Here is a 16,974-nt window from a genome sequence, read left to right as displayed (position 1 = left end):
CCCTCTCAGACGTTCCGGTAGCGGCGCAGCAGCAGCCGGTACGAGCCGACCACCATGGCCACCGCGACGAGCGCGAACACCGCCAGACCGAGGCCGCCCGGGGCGTGCCGGCGGTCGAAGCCGTCGCCGAGCCCGAACAGCTCGTTGACCAGGGACTCCACCAGGTCGGTGGGCGAGATCAGCGACATCCACTGTGGGGCGTCGGAGCCGGTCGTGCTGCGGTTGCTGATCCCGACCGCGGCCGCTCCCAGCGCGGCGCTGACCGCCAGGTAGCCCATGATGGCGGCCACGCCGAAGCCGCGGCGCGGGGTGGCGGCCGCGATCACCACGGCCACCGAGGTCGGCACCAGGGCGTACAGCACGGCCGCGACCAGGCCGTACAGGAAGTGCGCGGTGTTGTGCCCGAAGTCCATCCCGGCGAGCAGCGCGCCGATGTACAGCACCAGCAACGGGGATGCCATCAGCAGCAGTTGGGCGCAGACCATGGCGCCGAACTTGGCCCGGACGTAGTCGGTGCGGGTGATCGGGCGGGAGAAGTACAGCGGGACGGTCTGGTAGCGCAGGTCCCGGGAGAGCAGGACCGGCGCCTGGGAGGCGAGGAAGACCGAGATCACCAGGCTGAAGATGGAGAGGTAGCCCGCGTACTCGACCGGCAGCTCGTCGCGCTTCATCACGACCGAGACCGCCACGAAGATCAGCGCGGGCACGGTGATCACGCCCAGCACCAGCATCGGCAGCACCTTGGACTTGCCGGAGCGGCCGAGGCCGTACGCGGCGCGCAGGCTCTGGGTGAAGAGCGCGCGGGTGGCGTAGCTGCGGCCGAGCCGGGGGCCGGTGTAGCCGCGGTAGCCGATGTCGTGGATGACGCCGGTGTCGGCGGACCTGGTCTCAGGAGGCAGCGGCATCGTTCGTCCCTCCCTTGCTCTGCTCGGTGTCCTGGGCGTCGGTGAAGAGCTCGGCGACCCGGTGCCGGCGCTGCTCCAGCCGGACCAGGCCGAGGCCGAGTCCGGCGACGGCGTCGCGGATGGTGTCGTACGTCGACTCGTCGGCCAGCCGGACCAGCAGCAGGTGCGAGCCCTCGGGCTGGACGGACAGTCCGGCCGCGGCGAGCCGCTCGCGGACCGCCGGACCCGGCTCGCGGCCGTGGTCCTCCGGGAAGTCGCCGACCTCGACCGCGAGGACGGCCGTCGCCTCGGTGAAGGAGGCGGTGGAGGAGGAGCGCAGCAGCTTGCCGCCGTCGATCACGACAAGGTGGTCGCAGGTCCGCTCCAGCTCGCCGAGCAGGTGGGTGGTGACCAGCACCGAGATGCCGAAGTCGGTGTGCACCCGGCGGATCAGCGCCAGCATCTCGTCCCGGCCGGCCGGGTCGAGGCCGTTGGTCGGCTCGTCCAGCAGCACCAGTTTCGGGTCGTGCACCAGCGCCTGGGCGAGTTTGACCCGCTGCTTCATGCCGGTCGAGTAGCCGCCCATCGGGCGGTACCGCTCCTCGTACAGGCCGACGTGCCGCAGGGTGTCCGCGGTGCGCTCACGGGCGGCGGTGGCGGGCAGGCCCGCCATCCGCGCCATGTGCACCACGAACTCCGTCGCGGAGACGTCCGGTGGCAGGCAGTCGTGCTCGGGCATGTAGCCGACCTGCGCGCGGATCTCGGAGCCCTGGGTGGCGACGTCCAGGCCGAGGACCTCGCCGCGGCCGGAGGTCGCCGGGGCGAGCCCGAGCAGGATCTTGATGAGAGTGGACTTGCCCGCGCCGTTGGCCCCGACCAGACCGACCACACCCGGCCGCACCTCGACGGTGAGCTGGTCGAGCGCGGTGACACGGGGATACCTCTTGGTGAGGCCGTCCGTCTTGATGACAGCTGTGGACACGGGACCAAACGTAACGGCCTTGTGCGGTACGGGTCATGAGCTGGAATGACGAGGCCGTCTGCTGCTGCGGTATGACGTCGGAGCCCCTCACCCCTAGGGGTTAGAAAAAGCGGAATCCACCTGTACCCTTTGTCGAATCTCTTTACACACTTGCCTGACTCTTTGCCAACGGGGGTGCCGGAGCAGCGCCCCGGCACGGAGGGGGACGATCGACATGTCTGATCGGGCGACCGCGTTCGACCGGATGATGAACCCTTGGGCCTACGACGCGGACGGGAACCTGACCGACTCGGCCCGCGCCCGGGAAGCGGCCCGCACACAGCTCAACTCGGCCTCGGCGAGCGGCGGCGGAGGCGGGGGCGGGGGCGGCTTCAGCGCCGACACCAACGCGCTCACCACCGCGGGGAACAACTCCGACCAGATCCACGCCCGCCTCAACACCGAGGGCCGGGGCGCCGACGAGGCCACCGCCAAGGTGTCCACCTCGCTCGCCAATTGGAGCACCGGCAAGGCCGCGGCGGGCGCCGCCGGCACCTGGGACCAGTGCGTCGCCGCCCTCGGCGGCACCATCGGGCAGACCACCCAGGCGCTGCGCGCCACCGCCGCCAACTACCGGCAGAACGAGTCGGCCGTCCAGCACGACCTCGGCAACTGAGAGGACCACCGAGATGGTCGACTTCCACGAGCTCAGCACCGCCGACTTCGGCGTCCTGGACACCGCCGCCACCGCCTGGACCACCGTCGCCCAGAAGCTCCACGCGATGGACGGCGACTGGGACACCACGGTGATCGCCCAGGTCGACTCCGCCTGCTGGAGCGGCCCCGCCGCCGACCAGGCCCGCCCCGGCCTCCAGCGCACCAACGAGCAGCTGACCGCCGCCGTCACCGAGGCCAACGCCTTCGCCTCGATCTTCACCGAGGCGTCCACCGAGTTCAAGGCCGCGAAGACCAAGCTGGACAAGGCGGTCGCCGACGCCCGGACGGCCGGGCTGACCGTCACCGAGAACGGCACCGTGAGCTGGCCCCCGGCCGACAACGCCACCCGGCACGACTACGAGGCCCTCCGGGACTACCAGAAGGAGTGGGGCGACAAGGCGGAGGCCGCCCGCAAGGCGATCGACTCCGCCGTCGCCGAGGCCACCGCCGCCGACGAGCGGATCGCCTGGGCGCTGCGCGCCGACAGCATGACGGACGGTCAGAAGTCCTTCAACGGCAAGGCCATCGGCGGCGGCCCGGAGGCCGACGGCCGGCGCGCCGCCCAGCTCGCGGCCCGGGGCGGGGACATCACCGAGCCCGAACTGACCGAGCTGAACTCGCTGTTGGCCTCGCACGGCAACGACCCGAAGTTCGCCACCACGTTCTACCAGGACCTCGGCCCGGACGGCCTGATCAAGTCCTGGAACAGCATGGTCGGCGACCCGGCGCACCCCCGCGACGACAAGGACCCGCGCTGGAAGGCCTACCAGGACCTCCAGAAGAACCTCGGACTCGGCCTGGCCACCGCCACCCGCACCACCAACGAGCCGCACCTGTCCGACGAGTGGGCCGCCGCACTGCGCAAGGCCGGCTCCCAGCCGGTCTGGGACAAGCCGTACCGGGCCTCCGGCCTGGACTACGTGCCGTACGGCTACCAGGTGCTCTCCGGCATCCTGATGAACGGGAACTACGACGCCCACTTCATCAACCCGATCGCCGAGCACGTCACCCAGCTCGACACCCAGGACCGGTACTGGCCGGCCCCGATGCCCGGCTCCAAGATCCAGGGCTTCAACCTGACCGGCGGCGACGAGGCGGGCTCCGGCTTCCGCCCCACCACGGCGATCCTGGAGGCGCTCGCGCACAGCCCGGACGCGGCCAACAAGTTCTTCACCGAGCAGCCGACCGCCTACAACCAGGACGGCACGGTCAACCAGGGCGGCAAGCCGAAGCCCTCGGACTACTTCTCCTACTACTCCCACGACAAGGACTGGATCCCGGACACCACCTCCCGGGACTCCAAGGTGTGGGACGCGAGCAAGCAGGCCGGTCCGGCCGCCTTCGGCCGCGCCCTGGAGGCCGCCACCACCGGCCACCCGTACGACGAGCCGGGCCCCGTCCCCCCGGACCGGCACACCACCGAGCAGGCCGACCTGATGAAGCGGGTCGTGGACACCTTCGGCCGGCACGGCGACGACGGGGCGCTGGACGACATCAAGGGCGACGGCAAGCTCGCCGCCATGCGGGGCAGCCTCGGGCACATGACCGCCGAGTACATCGGCGACGTGCAGAACTCGCTCTCCCACGGCACCGACCTGCCGGTCAACGGCTCCCCGGCCTCCCTCGACGCCTCCTCCGTGGCCGGGCTGCTCGACGCCCTCGGCCGCGACCCGGACGCCTACGGCGCGGTGGCCAACGCCAACCAGGCGTACACCACCGCCCTCATCCGCGGCCACCTGGACAGCGGGCAGACCGACTTCGCCCGGCTGGAGTCGGACATCAAGCACAACGCCGAGTCCGGCGGCGTCGTCAGCGGCTACCTCAACCAGGCCCGCATCGACGAGGTGCACAACGAACACGCCGCCTCCGACAAGGAGTTCAACGACGCGCTGGAGAAGAACGTCGGCTACGGCAAGGACGCCTTCAACGCCGTCATCGGCAGCGTGACCGAGAAGATCCCGCTCGGCGGCGAGATCGCGGACCAGATCGTCGACTCGATCGCCGACAGCGTCATCGAGGCCAACAAGAAGGACACCACCGAGGACGGGCGCCAGGAGAGCCGCAACCACACCGCCGAGGCCGAGGGCCGGGTCGCGCGGGGGGCCGACCAGGCGGTCCGGGACGCCGGCAGCGGCACCGGGATCGCCCGCCAGGACATCGACCGGCTCGCCAACAGCGCCCGCGACAGCGCGCTCCAGGGCATGTCGCGCGGGACGGCGAACAACTCGTCCACCAACGCGAAGGGCGACGCGTGAGCGGGTCCGGCGCCGGGCCCGCGGCCCGCTGGGCCCGGCTCCTCGCGGGCCGCTGGGCCGGGCGGCTGCACGACCCGCTGCTGCTGCCCGCCGTGCTGGTCGTGGCGGTGGCCGCCGCCGGGTTCGTCGGCTACCGGGACTGGCAGGGCCACCGCCCGTCCGAGCCCCCCGGCCGGTCCGCCCACCTCTGCCGCCTGCCCACCGGCGCCGACACCCCGCTCGGACGGCTGCTGCCGCCCGGTGACCAGGACTCCGAGGAGCGGACCAGCTCCGGCGTCCGCGACACCGACCAGCAGAGCTGCGTCGTCCGGATCGACGGCCGCGCCGTGCTCACCCTCACCGCCGTCCGGCGCGAGGGGGAACTCGCTCTGGCCGCCGCGGAGGCCACCCGCCCGGACGCCCGCCCGCTCGACCTGCCCGGCCTGTCCGCGGCCTGGCCGGGCGGCGCCACCGCGGCCCAGTACTGCGTGACCGGGCCCAGCGGCTACATCGAGGTGCGGGTCACCGCCGGGGAGGCGGCCCGCGCCGACGGGGCGGACGGCCGACAGGCGATCGAAGAGGTCACCCGCGCCGCGCTGGCGGCGAAGACGAAGGAGCTCTGCCGGTGAAGCACCCCCGGGCCCTGATCGCGGGCGGTTCCGCGCTGCTGCTCGGCGGCGGCCTGCTCGGCTGGCACCTCTACCTCGACCACACCGCCTACCGGCCGCCGGCCGTCGCCCTGTCGCACGGCGAGTGCCGCGGCCTGCTCGACGACCCGGCCGTCACCGGGCTGCTCGGCGGCGCCCCCCGGGTCTTCGTGGAGACGACCTACCGGGCGGCGACCCCCGACGCCCCGGCCTCCGTGCGCTGCTCGGTCAACGGCGGGGACGGACGGCTGCTGACCGCCGAGGCGTCGTTCGGCGGCGTGCTCTCCGGCGGCGACAGCCTCGGCGCGGTGGGCTTCGAGTGCACCGTGGACGGCCGGCGCACCGGCTACCGCGCCGTCCTCAGGCTCACCGGCAAGGACGGGAAGCTCCTCCCGGACGGGCCCGGCCGCAAGCGGATGGGCGAGGCCGCCCGCGGCTTCGCCGAGCGCGCCGCCGGGCAGCAGCTCGGCTGCGCGGGCGGCGCCGAGCGGCTCGACGTGGTGTGAGCCGCCCGGCGCCGCTTCCGGCTCGTCGTCAGTCGTCGGATCCCGGTTCAGCCCAGCTGGGCGAGGCCCTCGGTGGCGATCCGTTCGAACACGGTGAGGTCGTTCTCGAAGATCGAGTCGGGGATCGGCCAGTGGATCACCAGCTCGGTGATGCCCACCTCCCGGTAGGTGCCCGCCCAGTCGACGAAGGCGTCCACCGACTGCAGCGGCTTCTCCGCCGTCGACCCCTGGAGCAGCACCTTCTCCAGCGTCCCGGCGTCCCGCCCGACGGCCTCGCAGGCCGCCGTCAGCTTCCCGATCTGCGCGGCGACCACGCCGGGCGCCTCCGCCACCGGCACGTCCGCCGGGCCCTTCGGGTCGCCGTACGTCACCCAGCCCTGCCCGTGCTCGGCGGCCAGCCGCATCCCGCGCGGGCCGGCGGCGGCCACGTAGAACGGCACCCGCGGGGTCTGCACGCAGCCCGGGATGTTCCGTGCCTCGACCGCCGAGTAGTACGTCCCCTCACGGGTCGTGGCGTCGTTGGTCAGCAGCTCGTCCAGCAGCGGCACGAACTCCCCGAACCGGTCCGCCCGCTCCTTCGGCGACCACGCCTCCTGGCCCAGCGCCGTCGCGTCGAAGCCCGTCCCGCCGGCCCCGATGCCCAGCGTGACCCGCCCGCCGGACACGTCGTCCAGCGTGATCAGCTCCTTCGCCAGCGTCACCGGGTGCCGGAAGTTCGGCGAGGTGACCAGCGTGCCGAGGCGCAGCCGCTCGGTGGCGCAGGCGGCCGCCGTCAGCGTCGGCAGCGAGCCGAACCAGGGCTCGTCCTGGAAGGACCGCCAGGACAGGTGGTCGTAGGTGTACGCGGTGTGGAAGCCGAGTTCCTCGGCCCGCCGCCAGGTCTTCTGCCCCTCGCTCCACCGGTGGACGGGGAGGATCACGGTGCTCAGTCGCATGCCCCCGACCCTACGTCCGCGCGGCGCGGTCACGGGTGCGGGCGGGTGCGCTGGGCGGGGAGGGACGGGGCGGAGGTGCGGCGGGCGAGGTCGGCGAGGGTGTGGAAGAGGACGTCGCCGAGCAGGACCGGGTCGCGCGAGGCTTCGGGTGCCCGCGGCGCTTCGGTGGCCTGCGGGTCGCGGGTGTCGGGGCGGGCGGGCGGGGGCGGCTGGTCACGGAGCTGGCGTGTGGGCATGGCTCTTCCTGCCGACGGGGTTGCCGTGGGCAGTCATGCCCGCCGTGGTCGGCCGAGCACCCCGGGTACGGGCGGATCGGCCGGAAACGGCGCATGAAGGGCTTGATCACTGCGGGGGCGTCCGCAGGCCGCGGACCCGGGCCGGTGCCCCGGCCGCGCCGATGGGCGAAGATGGACCGGTGACCGAATCCCGCACCGCGCCCCGCCTCATCGCCACCGACCTGGACGGCACCCTGCTCTGCTCCGGCGGCACCGTCACCGACCGCACCGCCGCGGCGCTGGCGGCGGCCGAGGCGGCCGGGGTGCGGGTGGTGTTCGTGACCGGGCGGCCGCCGCGCTGGATGCGGCAGGTGAGCCCGCACATCGGCGGCCACGGGGTGGCGATCTGCTCCAACGGCGGCGCGGTGGTGGACGTGCGGCGCGGCGAGCTGCTGGAGACCTTCCCGCTGCCGGTGGAGACCACCCTGGCGGTGGTCGAGACGCTGCGGGCCGCGCTGCCCGGCACCGCGTTCGCCTTCGAGTACCCGGGCGGCTGGGCCCGCGAGGCCGGCTACGCGGTGCCGATGTGGGGCGACGAGATGGAGCACGAGGTCGGCCCGGCGGAGGAGCTGCTGGGGGCCGGCGGGTCGGTCCGGGGCCTGTTCAAGCTGCTGGCCAAGCACCCGGACCTCGACCCGGACAAGTTCCTCGCCGAGGCCAGGGCGGCGGCCGGGCACCTGGCCGAGATCACCCGCTCCGCGTCGATCCCGCTGCTGGAGATCAGCGCGCCCGGCGTCACCAAGGCCAGCACGCTGGCCCGCTGGTGCGCCGGGCACGGGATCGACCGGAGCGAGGTGGTGGCCTTCGGCGACATGCCGAACGACCTGGAGATGCTGGCCTGGGCCGGCACCGCGTACGCCGTCGCCAACGCGCACCCGCAGGTGCTGGCGGCGGTGCCGCTGCACACCGTGAGCAACGAGCAGGACGGCGTCGCGGCGGTGCTGGAGGAGCTGCTCGGGCTCGGCTGAACCCGGGGCTCCTCCAGCCGGTCGGTGCTCAGCCGAAGCGGCCGTTGACGTAGTCCGAGGTCCGCTGGTCGCGCGGGCTGCCGAAGATCTGCCCGGTCGGCCCGGCCTCGACGATCCGCCCCGGGGTGTCGTGGGTGGCCAGGAAGAACGCGCAGGTCTGCGAGACGCGCTGGGCCTGCTGCATGTTGTGGGTGACGATCACGATGGTGAGCCGCCCGCGCAGTTCGGCGATGGTCTCCTCGACCCGGCGGGTGGAGGTCGGGTCGAGCGCGGAGCACGGCTCGTCCATCAGCAGGATGTCCGGCGAGACGGCCAACGACCGTGCGATGCACAGGCGTTGCTGCTGGCCGCCGGAGAGCGCCCCGCCCGGGGTGTGCAGCCGGGTGGACACCTCGTCCCAGAGCCCGGCCCGGCGCAGGCTGGTCTCCACCAGGTGCTGGCGCTCCTCCTTGGAGACCTTGATCCCGGCCAGCTTGAGCCCGCTGGAGACGTTGTCCTGGATGGACATCGCCGGGAACGGGTTGGGCCGCTGGAACACCATGCCGATCCGGCGCCGCACCTCGGCGGGCCGGCGGCCGGGCCGGTAGACGTCGTCGCCGTCCAGCAGCACCTCGCCGGCGAGGGCGGCGCCGCGCACCATCTCGTGCATCCGGTTGAGGATCCGCAGGTAGGTGGACTTGCCGCAGCCGGACGGGCCGATCAGCGCGGTGACCTCGCCGGCCGGCATCGCCAGCGAGACCCGCTCCAGCACCTTGCGGCTGCCGAACCAGGCGGAGACCTCCCGGGTCTCCAGCCCGGCGAGCGGCCCGCCGTCGGGGTGGCCGTCCGCGTCCTGCCCGTACGGCTGGTCCGCGTACGGGTCGGGGGCGACCGGGGGGAGGGTGATGGTGTCGGCGACCGGGTCGGTCGGTGAGAACTCGGCCTGCGGGGTGTCGGTCAGTGGTGCGTCGGTCATCGGAACGGTCCTCCGGGCGCGCGTCAGTAGAGGTTGGGCAGCAGGGCGGCGGCGTTCTCGTAGACCGCCCAGAGCAGCGCGCCGACCACCGGCGCGAGGCTCAGGTAGGCGGCCGAGCGCCGCCAGTACCGGGCCAGCACCAGGGCGCCGGCCACCGCGCCGAGCAGGCCGAGCGACCAGAGCTGGAGGGTGGCCAGCGCGCCCTTGTCCGCGGCCAGCGCCTTGTCGTACGGGACGGTGGCGGGCCGGCGGCCGGGGTTCTGCTCCGGGTCGCCGTCCAGCCGGGCGCCGATCAGCACGGTGGAGCCGGGGATCCAGTCGGAGTCGCCGGTGACCAGCACCATCCGGTTGCCGGCCGCCGGGTCGACGATCGGGTGGTCGCCGTCGCCGTACACGTTGACGGTGTAGCTGAACTTGCCCTGGCCGGTGGTGGTCTCGATCTTGTCGCCGACCCGCAGCTTGGACAGGTCGGCGAACGGCGCGCCGAAGGTGGCGCCGCGGCCGAAGAGCACGGTGACACCGCGCTGGCCGGGCAGCGCGGTGTCCCGGCGGTGGCCGGGGCCGCGCATCAGGTCCCGGCCGGTGGTGCCCTCGACGACCACGGCCTGGTGCAGGCCGATCGCCGGGATGTCCAGCAGCGCCACCGGGTCGCCGTCGGCGGCCGCGCCGGTTGGGGCGACCGCCCGGGCCAGCTGGTCGCGGAAGGTCTTGTACCCGGTGGACTGGTAGTGCCGCTGCTGGACGTGCGACAGCGTGAACAGGTACCCGACGAAGCCGAGCACCAGCGCGGCCGCGAGGCTGACCGCCCAGGCGCCCTGGAGGAACCGCCGCCGCCCGGGGGAGACGGCGGGCCGGACCGGGGCGTCGGACGCGGCGGGGGCGGCGGGGGCGGCCGGCTGCGCCGGGGCGCTCCGCTCGACCGGCTTCTCCAGCACCGGGGCCGTCACGAGGTGCCGCCCGAGCCGTTGCGGCGGCGCAGCAGACGGCGGCCGAGCAGCGGCGGGACGAGCACCACGGCGAGCAGCTCCAGCGCGGTGAGGGAGGACAGCATCCAGTCCTCGGGCTTGCCGCTGATCTCGACCACGTTGGCGGCCACCTCGGTGGCGGCGCCGCCGCGGCCGCGGGCGACCACCTGGCCGGTCTGCGGGTCGATCACGTCCTCGGTGCCGTCACCGGCGCCGGGTGCGTTCGGGTCGCCGCCGGCCGCTCCGGCGGCGTTCGGGTCGCCGGCACCGCCGGCCGTACCCGCGCCACCGGTACCGCCCGCCGCACCGCCGGTACCGGTGCCCCCGGTGCCACCGGACCCGCCGGTGCCGCCGGAACCGCCCGCCGCACCGCCGGAGCCGCCGGCCGCGCCGCCGGAACCGCCCGAGCCGGAGCCGGTCTTGACGGGCTGGCCGTCCTTCACGGTGCAGTCCAGCGGGCTGCCCGCCTTGTCGCAGGGGCTCGGCATCGGGGCGTTCTTGAGGACGGTCAGCTCCCCGGCCGAGTTGAAGGTCGGGTTGGCGCAGTTGGCGAGGGTGTCGGGGTCGACCGGGCTGGCGTTGCCGGGGATGTTCCTGGTCTGCAGCAGACCGCCCTTGACCAGGCCGCGCGGGATCGGCGAGTAGCCGAGGTCGTCCGCCTTGCCCTGGCCCTCGCACAGCACGTAGGAGAGGAAGCGGCTGAGCGCGGAGCCCTTGTCGTTGTTGAAGCGCGGCGGCGGGGGTGCCGAGGCTCCGGCGCGCGGCACGATCAGGTAGCTGTAGCTGGAGATCGGGTAGGCGCGCGGGTCGTCCATGGTGTAGACGCCGTCGAGGTTCTGCTGCAGGTAGTTCGGGTCGTTCGCGGGGGTGCCGTCGTCCACGCCGCGGATCTTGGCGGCGGTGAGCGCGACGGCGACGTTGGAGGCGGTCGGCAGCGCGTAGTAGCCGGCCTGGTTGAGCACCTTCACGACCGGCCAGTTGCTGCGCTTGGCGAAGGCGTACTCGTCGTAGCCGATGGTGCCGACGTTGGTCGGGGACTTGATGTAGCCGGCCACCACGTCGGAGCCGTTCTGCGCGGTCATCCGGCCGGAGGGCGGGAAGAACTCGGTGTAGTCACCGCAGCTCACGCCGTTGACGGACTTGCAGTAGGCGTCCCACTGGTCCTTGTGGGTGTGCTCCATCCAGCGGGTGAACTGCGCGGTGGCGCCGGAGCCGTCGGAGCGGACCACCGGGGTGATCGGCAGGCTGGGCAGCGGCTTGCCGTAGTCGTTGGTGATCTTCGGGTCGTTCCAGTTGGTGATCTTGTTCGTGAAGATGTCCACGACGGTCTGCGGGGAGAGCCGCAGGTCGCGGACCTGCTTGCCGCCGACCACCAGGTTGTACATGAAGGTGGTGCCGCCCGCGGTGATCGGGACGTAGGAGAAGCCCCAGGTCGGCTTCTCCGCGCTTCCGGTCCCGGACGCCTGGCCGCCCTGCCCCACCCCGCTGTCCTGCCCCGAGCGGAACGGCACGTCCGAGGCCGTGAAGTCGTCCTGCCCGTTCGACCAGGCGGTGCGGCCGGCCGCGGAGCCGACCGGGCTGAAGTTGATCTGGATGCCCTGCGGGGAGACGTCCTGCCGCCACTGGTCGATGGCAGGACCGGCCCAACTGGAGCCGTCCGCGCTCAGCGAGACGGAGGCCGCGAACGCCGGGGACTGCCCCAGCAGCGGGGAGGCCGCCGCGAGCATCAGGGACATCGTCCCCGCCAGCAGCCGGGCCACGGAGCGACTGAGGCCCCTGGACATGTGAACTCCTCTGGTACGGAGGGTGGTTGGTCTGGACATCAGTGCTTCGCCTGCGAGTGGAGGGCGTACGGACGGGCGATGCCCCCGAGGGCGGCCGCCTCCTGGCGGCGGGCCTCCCGGTTGATCCGGCGCTTCTGGGCCCGGGTCAGCTGCCCGGGACGGCGGCCGCCGAGCATGCGCGCGGTGACGAAGAGGATCAGCACCACGGCCATCAGGGTCAGGCCGGCCGCGAAGCCGCGCGCGATCATCCCGTCGTACGGCTGCTTGACGTAGTTCCAGATGTACAGCGGCAGCGACACCTGCTGCGCGTCGAACGGGCTGGCGTTGAACCGCGGGGTGAAGCCGGAGGTCAGCAGCACCGGCGAGGTCTCGCCGACGCCGCGCGCCATGCCGAGCACCACCGCGGTCACCAGACCGGGCCGGGCGGTCGGCAGCACCACGTTCCACACCGTGCGCCACTGGCTGCCGCCGAGCGCGTAGGAGGCCTCCCGCAGGGTGCCGGGCACCAGCCGGATGACCACCTCGGCGGCCCGGGTGACGATCGGCATCATCATCACGGTGAGCGCGAGCGAGGCCGCGAAGCCGCTCTTCTCGAAGCCGAAGGTGAGGATCACGATGCCGTAGACGAACAGGCCGGCCACGATGGACGGCAGCGCCGTCATCGCCTCGACCAGGGTGCGCACCGGGCGGGCCGCCCGGCCGCCGACCTCGGACATGAAGACGGCCGCCGCGATGCCCAGCGGAACGGCGAACAGGGAGGCCAGGCCCAGCTGTTCGAGCGAACCGACGATCGCGTTGAGCGCGCCGCCGGAGGTGAGCGGGTCGAGCGGGCCGGTGCGCTCCATCGACTCGGTGAAGAAGTTGAGGTGCTGGGCCGCCTCCCAGCCGCGGCTGGCGACGTAGCCGATCTGGTCGGCGGTCAGCGCGACCACCAGCAGCCCGGAGCTCCAGGCGACCACGGCGACCAGCCGGTCCCGCACCATCATCGGGTTCCACTGGAGCCGGCCGAGCAGGTAGTAGCCGGCCAGGAAGAGCAGGTACCAGCAGAGCAGGAAGCCGAAGGCGCCGCTGAACGGCAGCACCCGCTCGTAGAGCACCCAGTCCAGCGCGAGCGAGCCGACCGCCGCACCCGCCACGGTGAGGACGTCGTCGCGGGTGACGCCGCCGATCCGCAGCTTCTTCTCGGGGCCCGGGGTCCCGGCCGCGGCGGGCCCGGGGGACGCGGGGGGCGAGGGCTCGCCGGCGGGCCCGGACGCCGCGACCGGCGGCAGGTCGAGCGTGGTCATCGGATGGTCCCTTCACGGTGCGGACGGCTGCGTGCCCTGTGGGCGGACTGACGGTCGGTCATGCTCAGTCCGCCGTCGCGGCGCCGGAGCGCGAGCGGTTGATGACGATCCCGGCCAGCACGTTGACCAGCAGGGTGAGCGCGAACAGCACCAGGCCGGCGGCCATCAGCGCGGAGAGCGACAGCGCGTCCGACTCGCCGAAGCGCAGCGCGATCAGCGCGGAGATCGAGTTGGCGCCGTTCTCCAGGATGTGGGTGATGGCCTTGAAGTTCGGCGAGATGATCAGCGCGACGGCGATCGTCTCGCCCATCGCCCGGCCGAAGCCCAGCATCACCGCGCCGATGACCCCGCCCTTGCCGAACGGCAGGACGACCGCGCGGACCATCCCCCACCGGGTCGAGCCGAGCGCGTACGCGCCCTCCCGCTCGCCCTGCGGGGCCTGGGAGAACACCTCCCGGCTGAGCGAGGTCACGATCGGGATGATCATCAGGGAGACCACCACGCCGGCGATGAAGGTCGACGAGGTGTACGAGGTGCCGATGTCGCCGGTCCGCACCTTGAGGAAGGGGATGTACTCCCCCAGGTGGTTGGCCAGCCAGCGGACGAAGCCGATGATCCGCGGCTGCAGGAAGAACAGGCCCCACAGGCCGTAGACGATGCTGGGGATGGCCGCCATCAGGTCGATCAGCGAGACCAGGGCGGCCCGCAGCCGCACCGGGGCGTACTCGGAGATGAAGATCGCGGTGCCGATCGCCACCGGGACGGCGATGACCAGCGCGATCACCGCGATCAGCAGGCCGTTGGGCAGGACGGCGGCGATGCCGAAGTTGTGGGCGGCGGTCTGCCACTTCTGCTCGGTCAGGAAGGACAGGCCGACGGCGCGCAGCGCGTCGGAGCCGCGCAGGATCAGGAAGAAGGCGATCAGTCCCATGATCGCGAAGACCGAGAAGCCGGCCAGCCGCAGCACGCCGCGGAACACCCGGTCGCCCGGGGTCGCGGGGGAGGTGATCGTGCGGGGCACGTCCTGGTCGGGCCCGTGGTCGGGTTGGCGTGGTGCCCCGGCGTACGGTGCCGCGGGCTCGGCGGCGGATGTCATGGTGTGCTCTCCGTGCTCGGGAACGGGCGTGCTCGGTGAGGGACCGGGGCGCTGCCTCGGCGGGAGGGAAAGCGCTCGGCGGGGCCGGAACGGCGGCCCCGCCGAGCGCGGGTTCCTACTTGCGGCGCAGTCGCGACCACTGGGCGCGGGCGCCGGTCAGCACCTTCGCCCCGGCCGGGGTACCGCCCAGGACCAGCGCGGCCGGTCCTCCGACCAGCAGCACCAGGCCGGCGATCAGCGCGACGGGCAGCAGCAGGCGGGCGGTGCCGGGACGGTCGGGCACCGGGGTGCCGACCGGCGCCGCGGCGATCGCGTTGCCGGAGGGCGCGGCGCCCGCGCCGGGCTTGGCGCCGCCGGCCGCACCGGGAGCCGCGGCTCCGCCGGCCGTGCCGGTCCCGGTGGAGCCGGTGCCGGAGAGGCCGCCGCCGGACAGGCCGTCGGAGGAGCCGAAGCCGGTGCCGCCGGAGTTGCCGTCGGCGGTGGTGCCGCCGGTGCCGGAGCTGCTCACCGGGGTGGTGCCGTCGCCCGTGCCGCCGGAGCCGGAGGAACCGTTGCCGCTCTCCGGGGTGCCCGGCTCGCCGCCGGGCGGAGGGGCGGTCTGGTTGCCGGGCAGCTTGCCGTCCTGGGCCGCGACGTGCTGCACGGCCTCCTGGGCCTGCTGCCGCTGGGCGCCGGTCAGCGCGAGGTAGCCCTGGGCGAGCTGCCCCGGCGCGAGGCCGTAGGTCTGGCCGTCGGTGGTCACGGTCTTGAGGAACTGCGAGATCGACGCGGCCTTCTCGGCGGGCACGCCGCCGGTCGGCACCATCGCGTACTGCACCGCGGTCAGCGGGTACGCCCGCTGGTCACGCGAGAACGCGGTGTCCGGCGTGCCGTAGGGCAGCTGCTGGACCCCGGTGGCGGCGTCGGTCGGCATGTCGCCGACGGCGGCCTGGAAGCCGGCCGTGCCGGGCGACACGAAGGAGCCGGCCGGGTTGAGCAGCGAGGCCTCGGGGAGCGAGAACGCCTTGGCCTGGGCGGTGTCCATGATGGCGAGCAGCGAGCGCACGCCGGGGATCTGCGTGAAACAGGGCTTGTGGCTGCCGTCGGACTCGCTGTTCGGCTGCTGGCAGTTCGGCTGGTACTGCATCAGGTTGCGCGCCACCCGCCCGAGACCGTCGAGCGAGGGATTCCACTCGTACTGCTTCCAGTGCTTGAAGTCGACTCCCGCGCTGCCCTGCGCGGGCCCGGAGTAGTCCTGGACCTGGAACGCCTCCGCCGGGTAGCCGGCGAACTTCGGCTTCAGGTAGAAGCTGTCGACGCGCATGCCCCACGGGTCCGGCTCACCGTCGAGGAAGCGGCTCGCGTCCGGATCGGCGGCGAGCCACGAGGTCAGCTGGTAGGTGAAGTCGGTGGTGCCACCGGGAACACCGGGGTAGACCGTCAGGGTGCCGCCGCAGCTCGTCGGCCAGTGGATCCCGTTGGCCGCCGTCTCCGGGTTCAGCTGCTTGAACTCGGGGTCGGTGTAGAGGCAGGTCGAGTTGCCGGCCACGGAGGGGATGCTCATGCCCGGCGAGGCGTAGGACTGGGTGAGCAGCTTGGCGACCAGCCGGGCGTTCAGCTTCATGTCGCGGATCTGCCGACCGGTCTTCGGGTCGTCGATCAGGTACGTGACCGAGATGCCGGTCGTCGCGAGCGGGGCGTAGACGTACGGACGGGTGGGCGGCGAGCGGTCGGGCCGCGCCGTCAGCGCGACCTCCGTGCTGCTGCTGCCCCCCAGGAACGCGGCACGGGCCTGCGGCTCACCACCGGAGGGGACGTAGCCCACAGTCATCGGCGAGTCGCCCAGGCACAGGCCGGCCCGCCACTGCTGCATGGCCCGGTTGGCCATCTCCAGACCGGCGGCACCGAAGGCCTGGTTGCTCACCGTGCAGGAGTCCGCCGTGGGCGCGAAGGACAGCGGGACCACCGTCCGGTGCTGCCAGGCGCACTGCTCGCTGGTCCGGTTGCCCGTCTTCCAGTTCTGGTTGCCGGGGGTCATGATCCCGTCGGCGGCGGTGTAGCCGTCCGGGTCGGCGTCCAGGTCGTGGAACTCGCAGTCGGCCTTGCCGTCGAGGACCTGGAAGAGGTCCAGCGGGTCGCCGCCGTAGTTCGGCTCGACCACCAGGGAACAGGGGTGGGTCGCGTCACAGCCGAGCGTGGAGCTCTCCTTCGCGCTCCACACCTCGATCGAGGCGCTGCCCGAGCCGTCCGGGCCGGTGGCGGCGATCACCTGGTTGGTGGGCCACTCCGGCACCTCCGTGCGCGTCGGCCGGGGCGGCTGCTCGAAGCCCTTCGTCCGGTCGCCGCCGTAGAGGGTGCTGCCGTAACAGTCCGTCACCGCCGGGTCGGTGCCCCGGCACTGGTAGATCCGCACCGCGTAGAGGATGTGGGTCGACAGCGACTGTGCCGTCGGTGCGGGATCGTTGGTGCCCAGGTAGACCGTCGGGGTGAAGCCGCTCCAGGAGACCTGGAGGACCTGGTTGGTCAGGTTCGCCGTCTGGGAGACGGTCACGCTGCCCTCGGTGCCGTACTTCTTGGCGGACGGAATCCAGACCTTCGGGCCCGGGACGGTCACCGCCGAGTCGGCGTGCGCCTGTGGCGCCGCGCCCAACCCGATCGGAATGACGGCGAGCGCCGCCACCACGGCCTTGGCGAGGACCAGGGCCGGTAGTCGACGGCGCCACCTCCCTGGGCCTCTCGGGTCGGGTACGCGGTTTCTCATGGCGAGGCCTCCGGGAGATGC

15 protein-coding genes are annotated in these 16,974 nt (G+C 73.1%); 5 read left to right on the top strand and 10 right to left on the bottom strand.

Features of this window, described 5'->3' with window-relative positions:
- Window positions 1-5: 5 nt before the first annotated feature.
- Both AMK13_RS11225 and AMK13_RS11220 read right to left on the bottom strand, forming a co-directional pair.
- Complete coding sequence (locus tag AMK13_RS11225; protein ID WP_074002019.1) at window positions 6-905, bottom strand: ABC transporter permease; 900 nt, start codon at window positions 903-905, stop codon at window positions 6-8.
- A complete protein-coding gene (locus AMK13_RS11220) occupies window positions 889-1,866 on the bottom strand; it encodes an ABC transporter ATP-binding protein (protein ID WP_049652877.1) in 978 nt (325 codons plus the stop codon). Before AMK13_RS11220 ends, AMK13_RS11225 begins: the two co-directional genes overlap by 17 nt.
- A 214-nt stretch (window positions 1,867-2,080) precedes the next feature.
- Here AMK13_RS11220 and AMK13_RS11215 point away from each other — a divergent pair, with 214 nt between their 5' ends.
- Genes AMK13_RS11215 through AMK13_RS11200 form a run of 4 tightly spaced genes read left to right on the top strand, consistent with a single transcriptional unit; the run spans window position 2,081 to window position 5,949 of the window.
- The gene (locus AMK13_RS11215) at window positions 2,081-2,521 is read left to right on the top strand and encodes a hypothetical protein (protein ID WP_074002018.1); all 441 of its coding nucleotides are present in this window, start codon (window positions 2,081-2,083) and stop codon (window positions 2,519-2,521) included.
- Between the two features lie 13 nt (window positions 2,522-2,534).
- Window positions 2,535-4,817: a hypothetical protein gene (locus AMK13_RS11210; RefSeq protein ID WP_074002017.1), complete on the top strand. Its 2,283-nt coding sequence runs from the start codon at window positions 2,535-2,537 to the stop codon at window positions 4,815-4,817.
- On the top strand, window positions 4,814-5,425 hold the full coding sequence (locus AMK13_RS11205; RefSeq protein ID WP_074002016.1) for a hypothetical protein: 612 nt from the start codon (window positions 4,814-4,816) through the stop codon (window positions 5,423-5,425). Before AMK13_RS11210 ends, AMK13_RS11205 begins: the two co-directional genes overlap by 4 nt.
- Complete coding sequence (locus AMK13_RS11200) at window positions 5,422-5,949, top strand: hypothetical protein (protein WP_074002015.1); 528 nt, start codon at window positions 5,422-5,424, stop codon at window positions 5,947-5,949. The genes AMK13_RS11205 and AMK13_RS11200 overlap by 4 nt, the downstream gene beginning before the upstream one ends.
- A gap of 47 nt (window positions 5,950-5,996) precedes the next feature.
- On the opposite strand, the gene AMK13_RS11195 is transcribed toward AMK13_RS11200, so the two are convergent.
- Window positions 5,997-6,884, bottom strand: coding sequence for an LLM class flavin-dependent oxidoreductase (locus AMK13_RS11195; protein ID WP_074002014.1), 888 nt, complete (start codon window positions 6,882-6,884; stop codon window positions 5,997-5,999).
- Between the two features lie 29 nt (window positions 6,885-6,913).
- Window positions 6,914-7,120, bottom strand: coding sequence for a hypothetical protein (locus AMK13_RS11190; protein WP_074002013.1), 207 nt, complete (start codon window positions 7,118-7,120; stop codon window positions 6,914-6,916).
- Window positions 7,121-7,281: 161 nt separating this feature from the next.
- Between AMK13_RS11190 and AMK13_RS11185 the strand changes: the two genes are divergently transcribed.
- On the top strand, window positions 7,282-8,127 hold the full coding sequence (locus AMK13_RS11185) for an HAD family hydrolase (protein WP_074002012.1): 846 nt from the start codon (window positions 7,282-7,284) through the stop codon (window positions 8,125-8,127).
- A 28-nt stretch (window positions 8,128-8,155) separates the two neighbouring features.
- On the opposite strand, the gene AMK13_RS11180 is transcribed toward AMK13_RS11185, so the two are convergent.
- The 6 genes from AMK13_RS11180 to AMK13_RS11155 form a co-directional block, all read right to left on the bottom strand.
- Complete coding sequence (locus tag AMK13_RS11180; RefSeq protein WP_079272019.1) at window positions 8,156-9,082, bottom strand: phosphate ABC transporter ATP-binding protein; 927 nt, start codon at window positions 9,080-9,082, stop codon at window positions 8,156-8,158.
- A 23-nt stretch (window positions 9,083-9,105) separates the two neighbouring features.
- Window positions 9,106-10,029 carry a sortase gene (locus tag AMK13_RS11175; protein ID WP_079272018.1) on the bottom strand — a complete coding sequence of 308 codons (924 nt, stop codon included), beginning with the start codon at window positions 10,027-10,029 and terminating at the stop codon, window positions 9,106-9,108.
- Window positions 10,026-11,831, bottom strand: coding sequence for a phosphate ABC transporter substrate-binding protein PstS (locus tag AMK13_RS11170; RefSeq protein ID WP_079272017.1), 1,806 nt, complete (start codon window positions 11,829-11,831; stop codon window positions 10,026-10,028). The genes AMK13_RS11175 and AMK13_RS11170 overlap by 4 nt, the downstream gene beginning before the upstream one ends.
- Window positions 11,832-11,869: 38 nt before the next feature.
- Window positions 11,870-13,117: a phosphate ABC transporter permease PstA gene (pstA, locus tag AMK13_RS11165; protein WP_074002011.1), complete on the bottom strand. Its 1,248-nt coding sequence runs from the start codon at window positions 13,115-13,117 to the stop codon at window positions 11,870-11,872.
- Window positions 13,118-13,181: 64 nt separating this feature from the next.
- Window positions 13,182-14,213, bottom strand: coding sequence for a phosphate ABC transporter permease subunit PstC (gene pstC / locus AMK13_RS11160; RefSeq protein ID WP_049661130.1), 1,032 nt, complete (start codon window positions 14,211-14,213; stop codon window positions 13,182-13,184).
- Between the two features lie 115 nt (window positions 14,214-14,328).
- On the bottom strand, window positions 14,329-16,953 hold the full coding sequence (locus AMK13_RS11155) for a hypothetical protein (RefSeq protein WP_143204523.1): 2,625 nt from the start codon (window positions 16,951-16,953) through the stop codon (window positions 14,329-14,331).
- Between the last annotated feature and the right edge of the window lie 21 nt (window positions 16,954-16,974).

This window comes from Streptomyces sp. CB02056 (assembly GCF_001905545.1).
Taxonomy (GTDB): domain Bacteria; phylum Actinomycetota; class Actinomycetes; order Streptomycetales; family Streptomycetaceae; genus Kitasatospora.
Note: the sequence above shows the minus strand (reverse complement) of the source record. Positions and strands in the feature narration are given on the sequence as shown.

Coding starts and splice junctions, on each gene's coding strand:
- AMK13_RS11225 (WP_074002019.1), bottom strand. CDS start 905: ATGCCGCTGCCTCCTGAGACCAGGTCCGCCGACACCGGCGTCATCCAC.
- AMK13_RS11215 (WP_074002018.1), top strand. CDS start 2,081: ATGTCTGATCGGGCGACCGCGTTCGACCGGATGATGAACCCTTGGGCC.
- AMK13_RS11210 (WP_074002017.1), top strand. CDS start 2,535: ATGGTCGACTTCCACGAGCTCAGCACCGCCGACTTCGGCGTCCTGGAC.
- AMK13_RS11195 (WP_074002014.1), bottom strand. CDS start 6,884: ATGCGACTGAGCACCGTGATCCTCCCCGTCCACCGGTGGAGCGAGGGG.
- AMK13_RS11190 (WP_074002013.1), bottom strand. CDS start 7,120: ATGCCCACACGCCAGCTCCGTGACCAGCCGCCCCCGCCCGCCCGCCCC.
- AMK13_RS11185 (WP_074002012.1), top strand. CDS start 7,282: ATGGGCGAAGATGGACCGGTGACCGAATCCCGCACCGCGCCCCGCCTC.
- AMK13_RS11180 (WP_079272019.1), bottom strand. CDS start 9,082: ATGACCGACGCACCACTGACCGACACCCCGCAGGCCGAGTTCTCACCG.
- AMK13_RS11170 (WP_079272017.1), bottom strand. CDS start 11,831: ATGTCCAGGGGCCTCAGTCGCTCCGTGGCCCGGCTGCTGGCGGGGACG.
- pstA (WP_074002011.1), bottom strand. CDS start 13,117: ATGACCACGCTCGACCTGCCGCCGGTCGCGGCGTCCGGGCCCGCCGGC.
- pstC (WP_049661130.1), bottom strand. CDS start 14,213: ATGACATCCGCCGCCGAGCCCGCGGCACCGTACGCCGGGGCACCACGC.
- AMK13_RS11155 (WP_143204523.1), bottom strand. CDS start 16,953: ATGAGAAACCGCGTACCCGACCCGAGAGGCCCAGGGAGGTGGCGCCGT.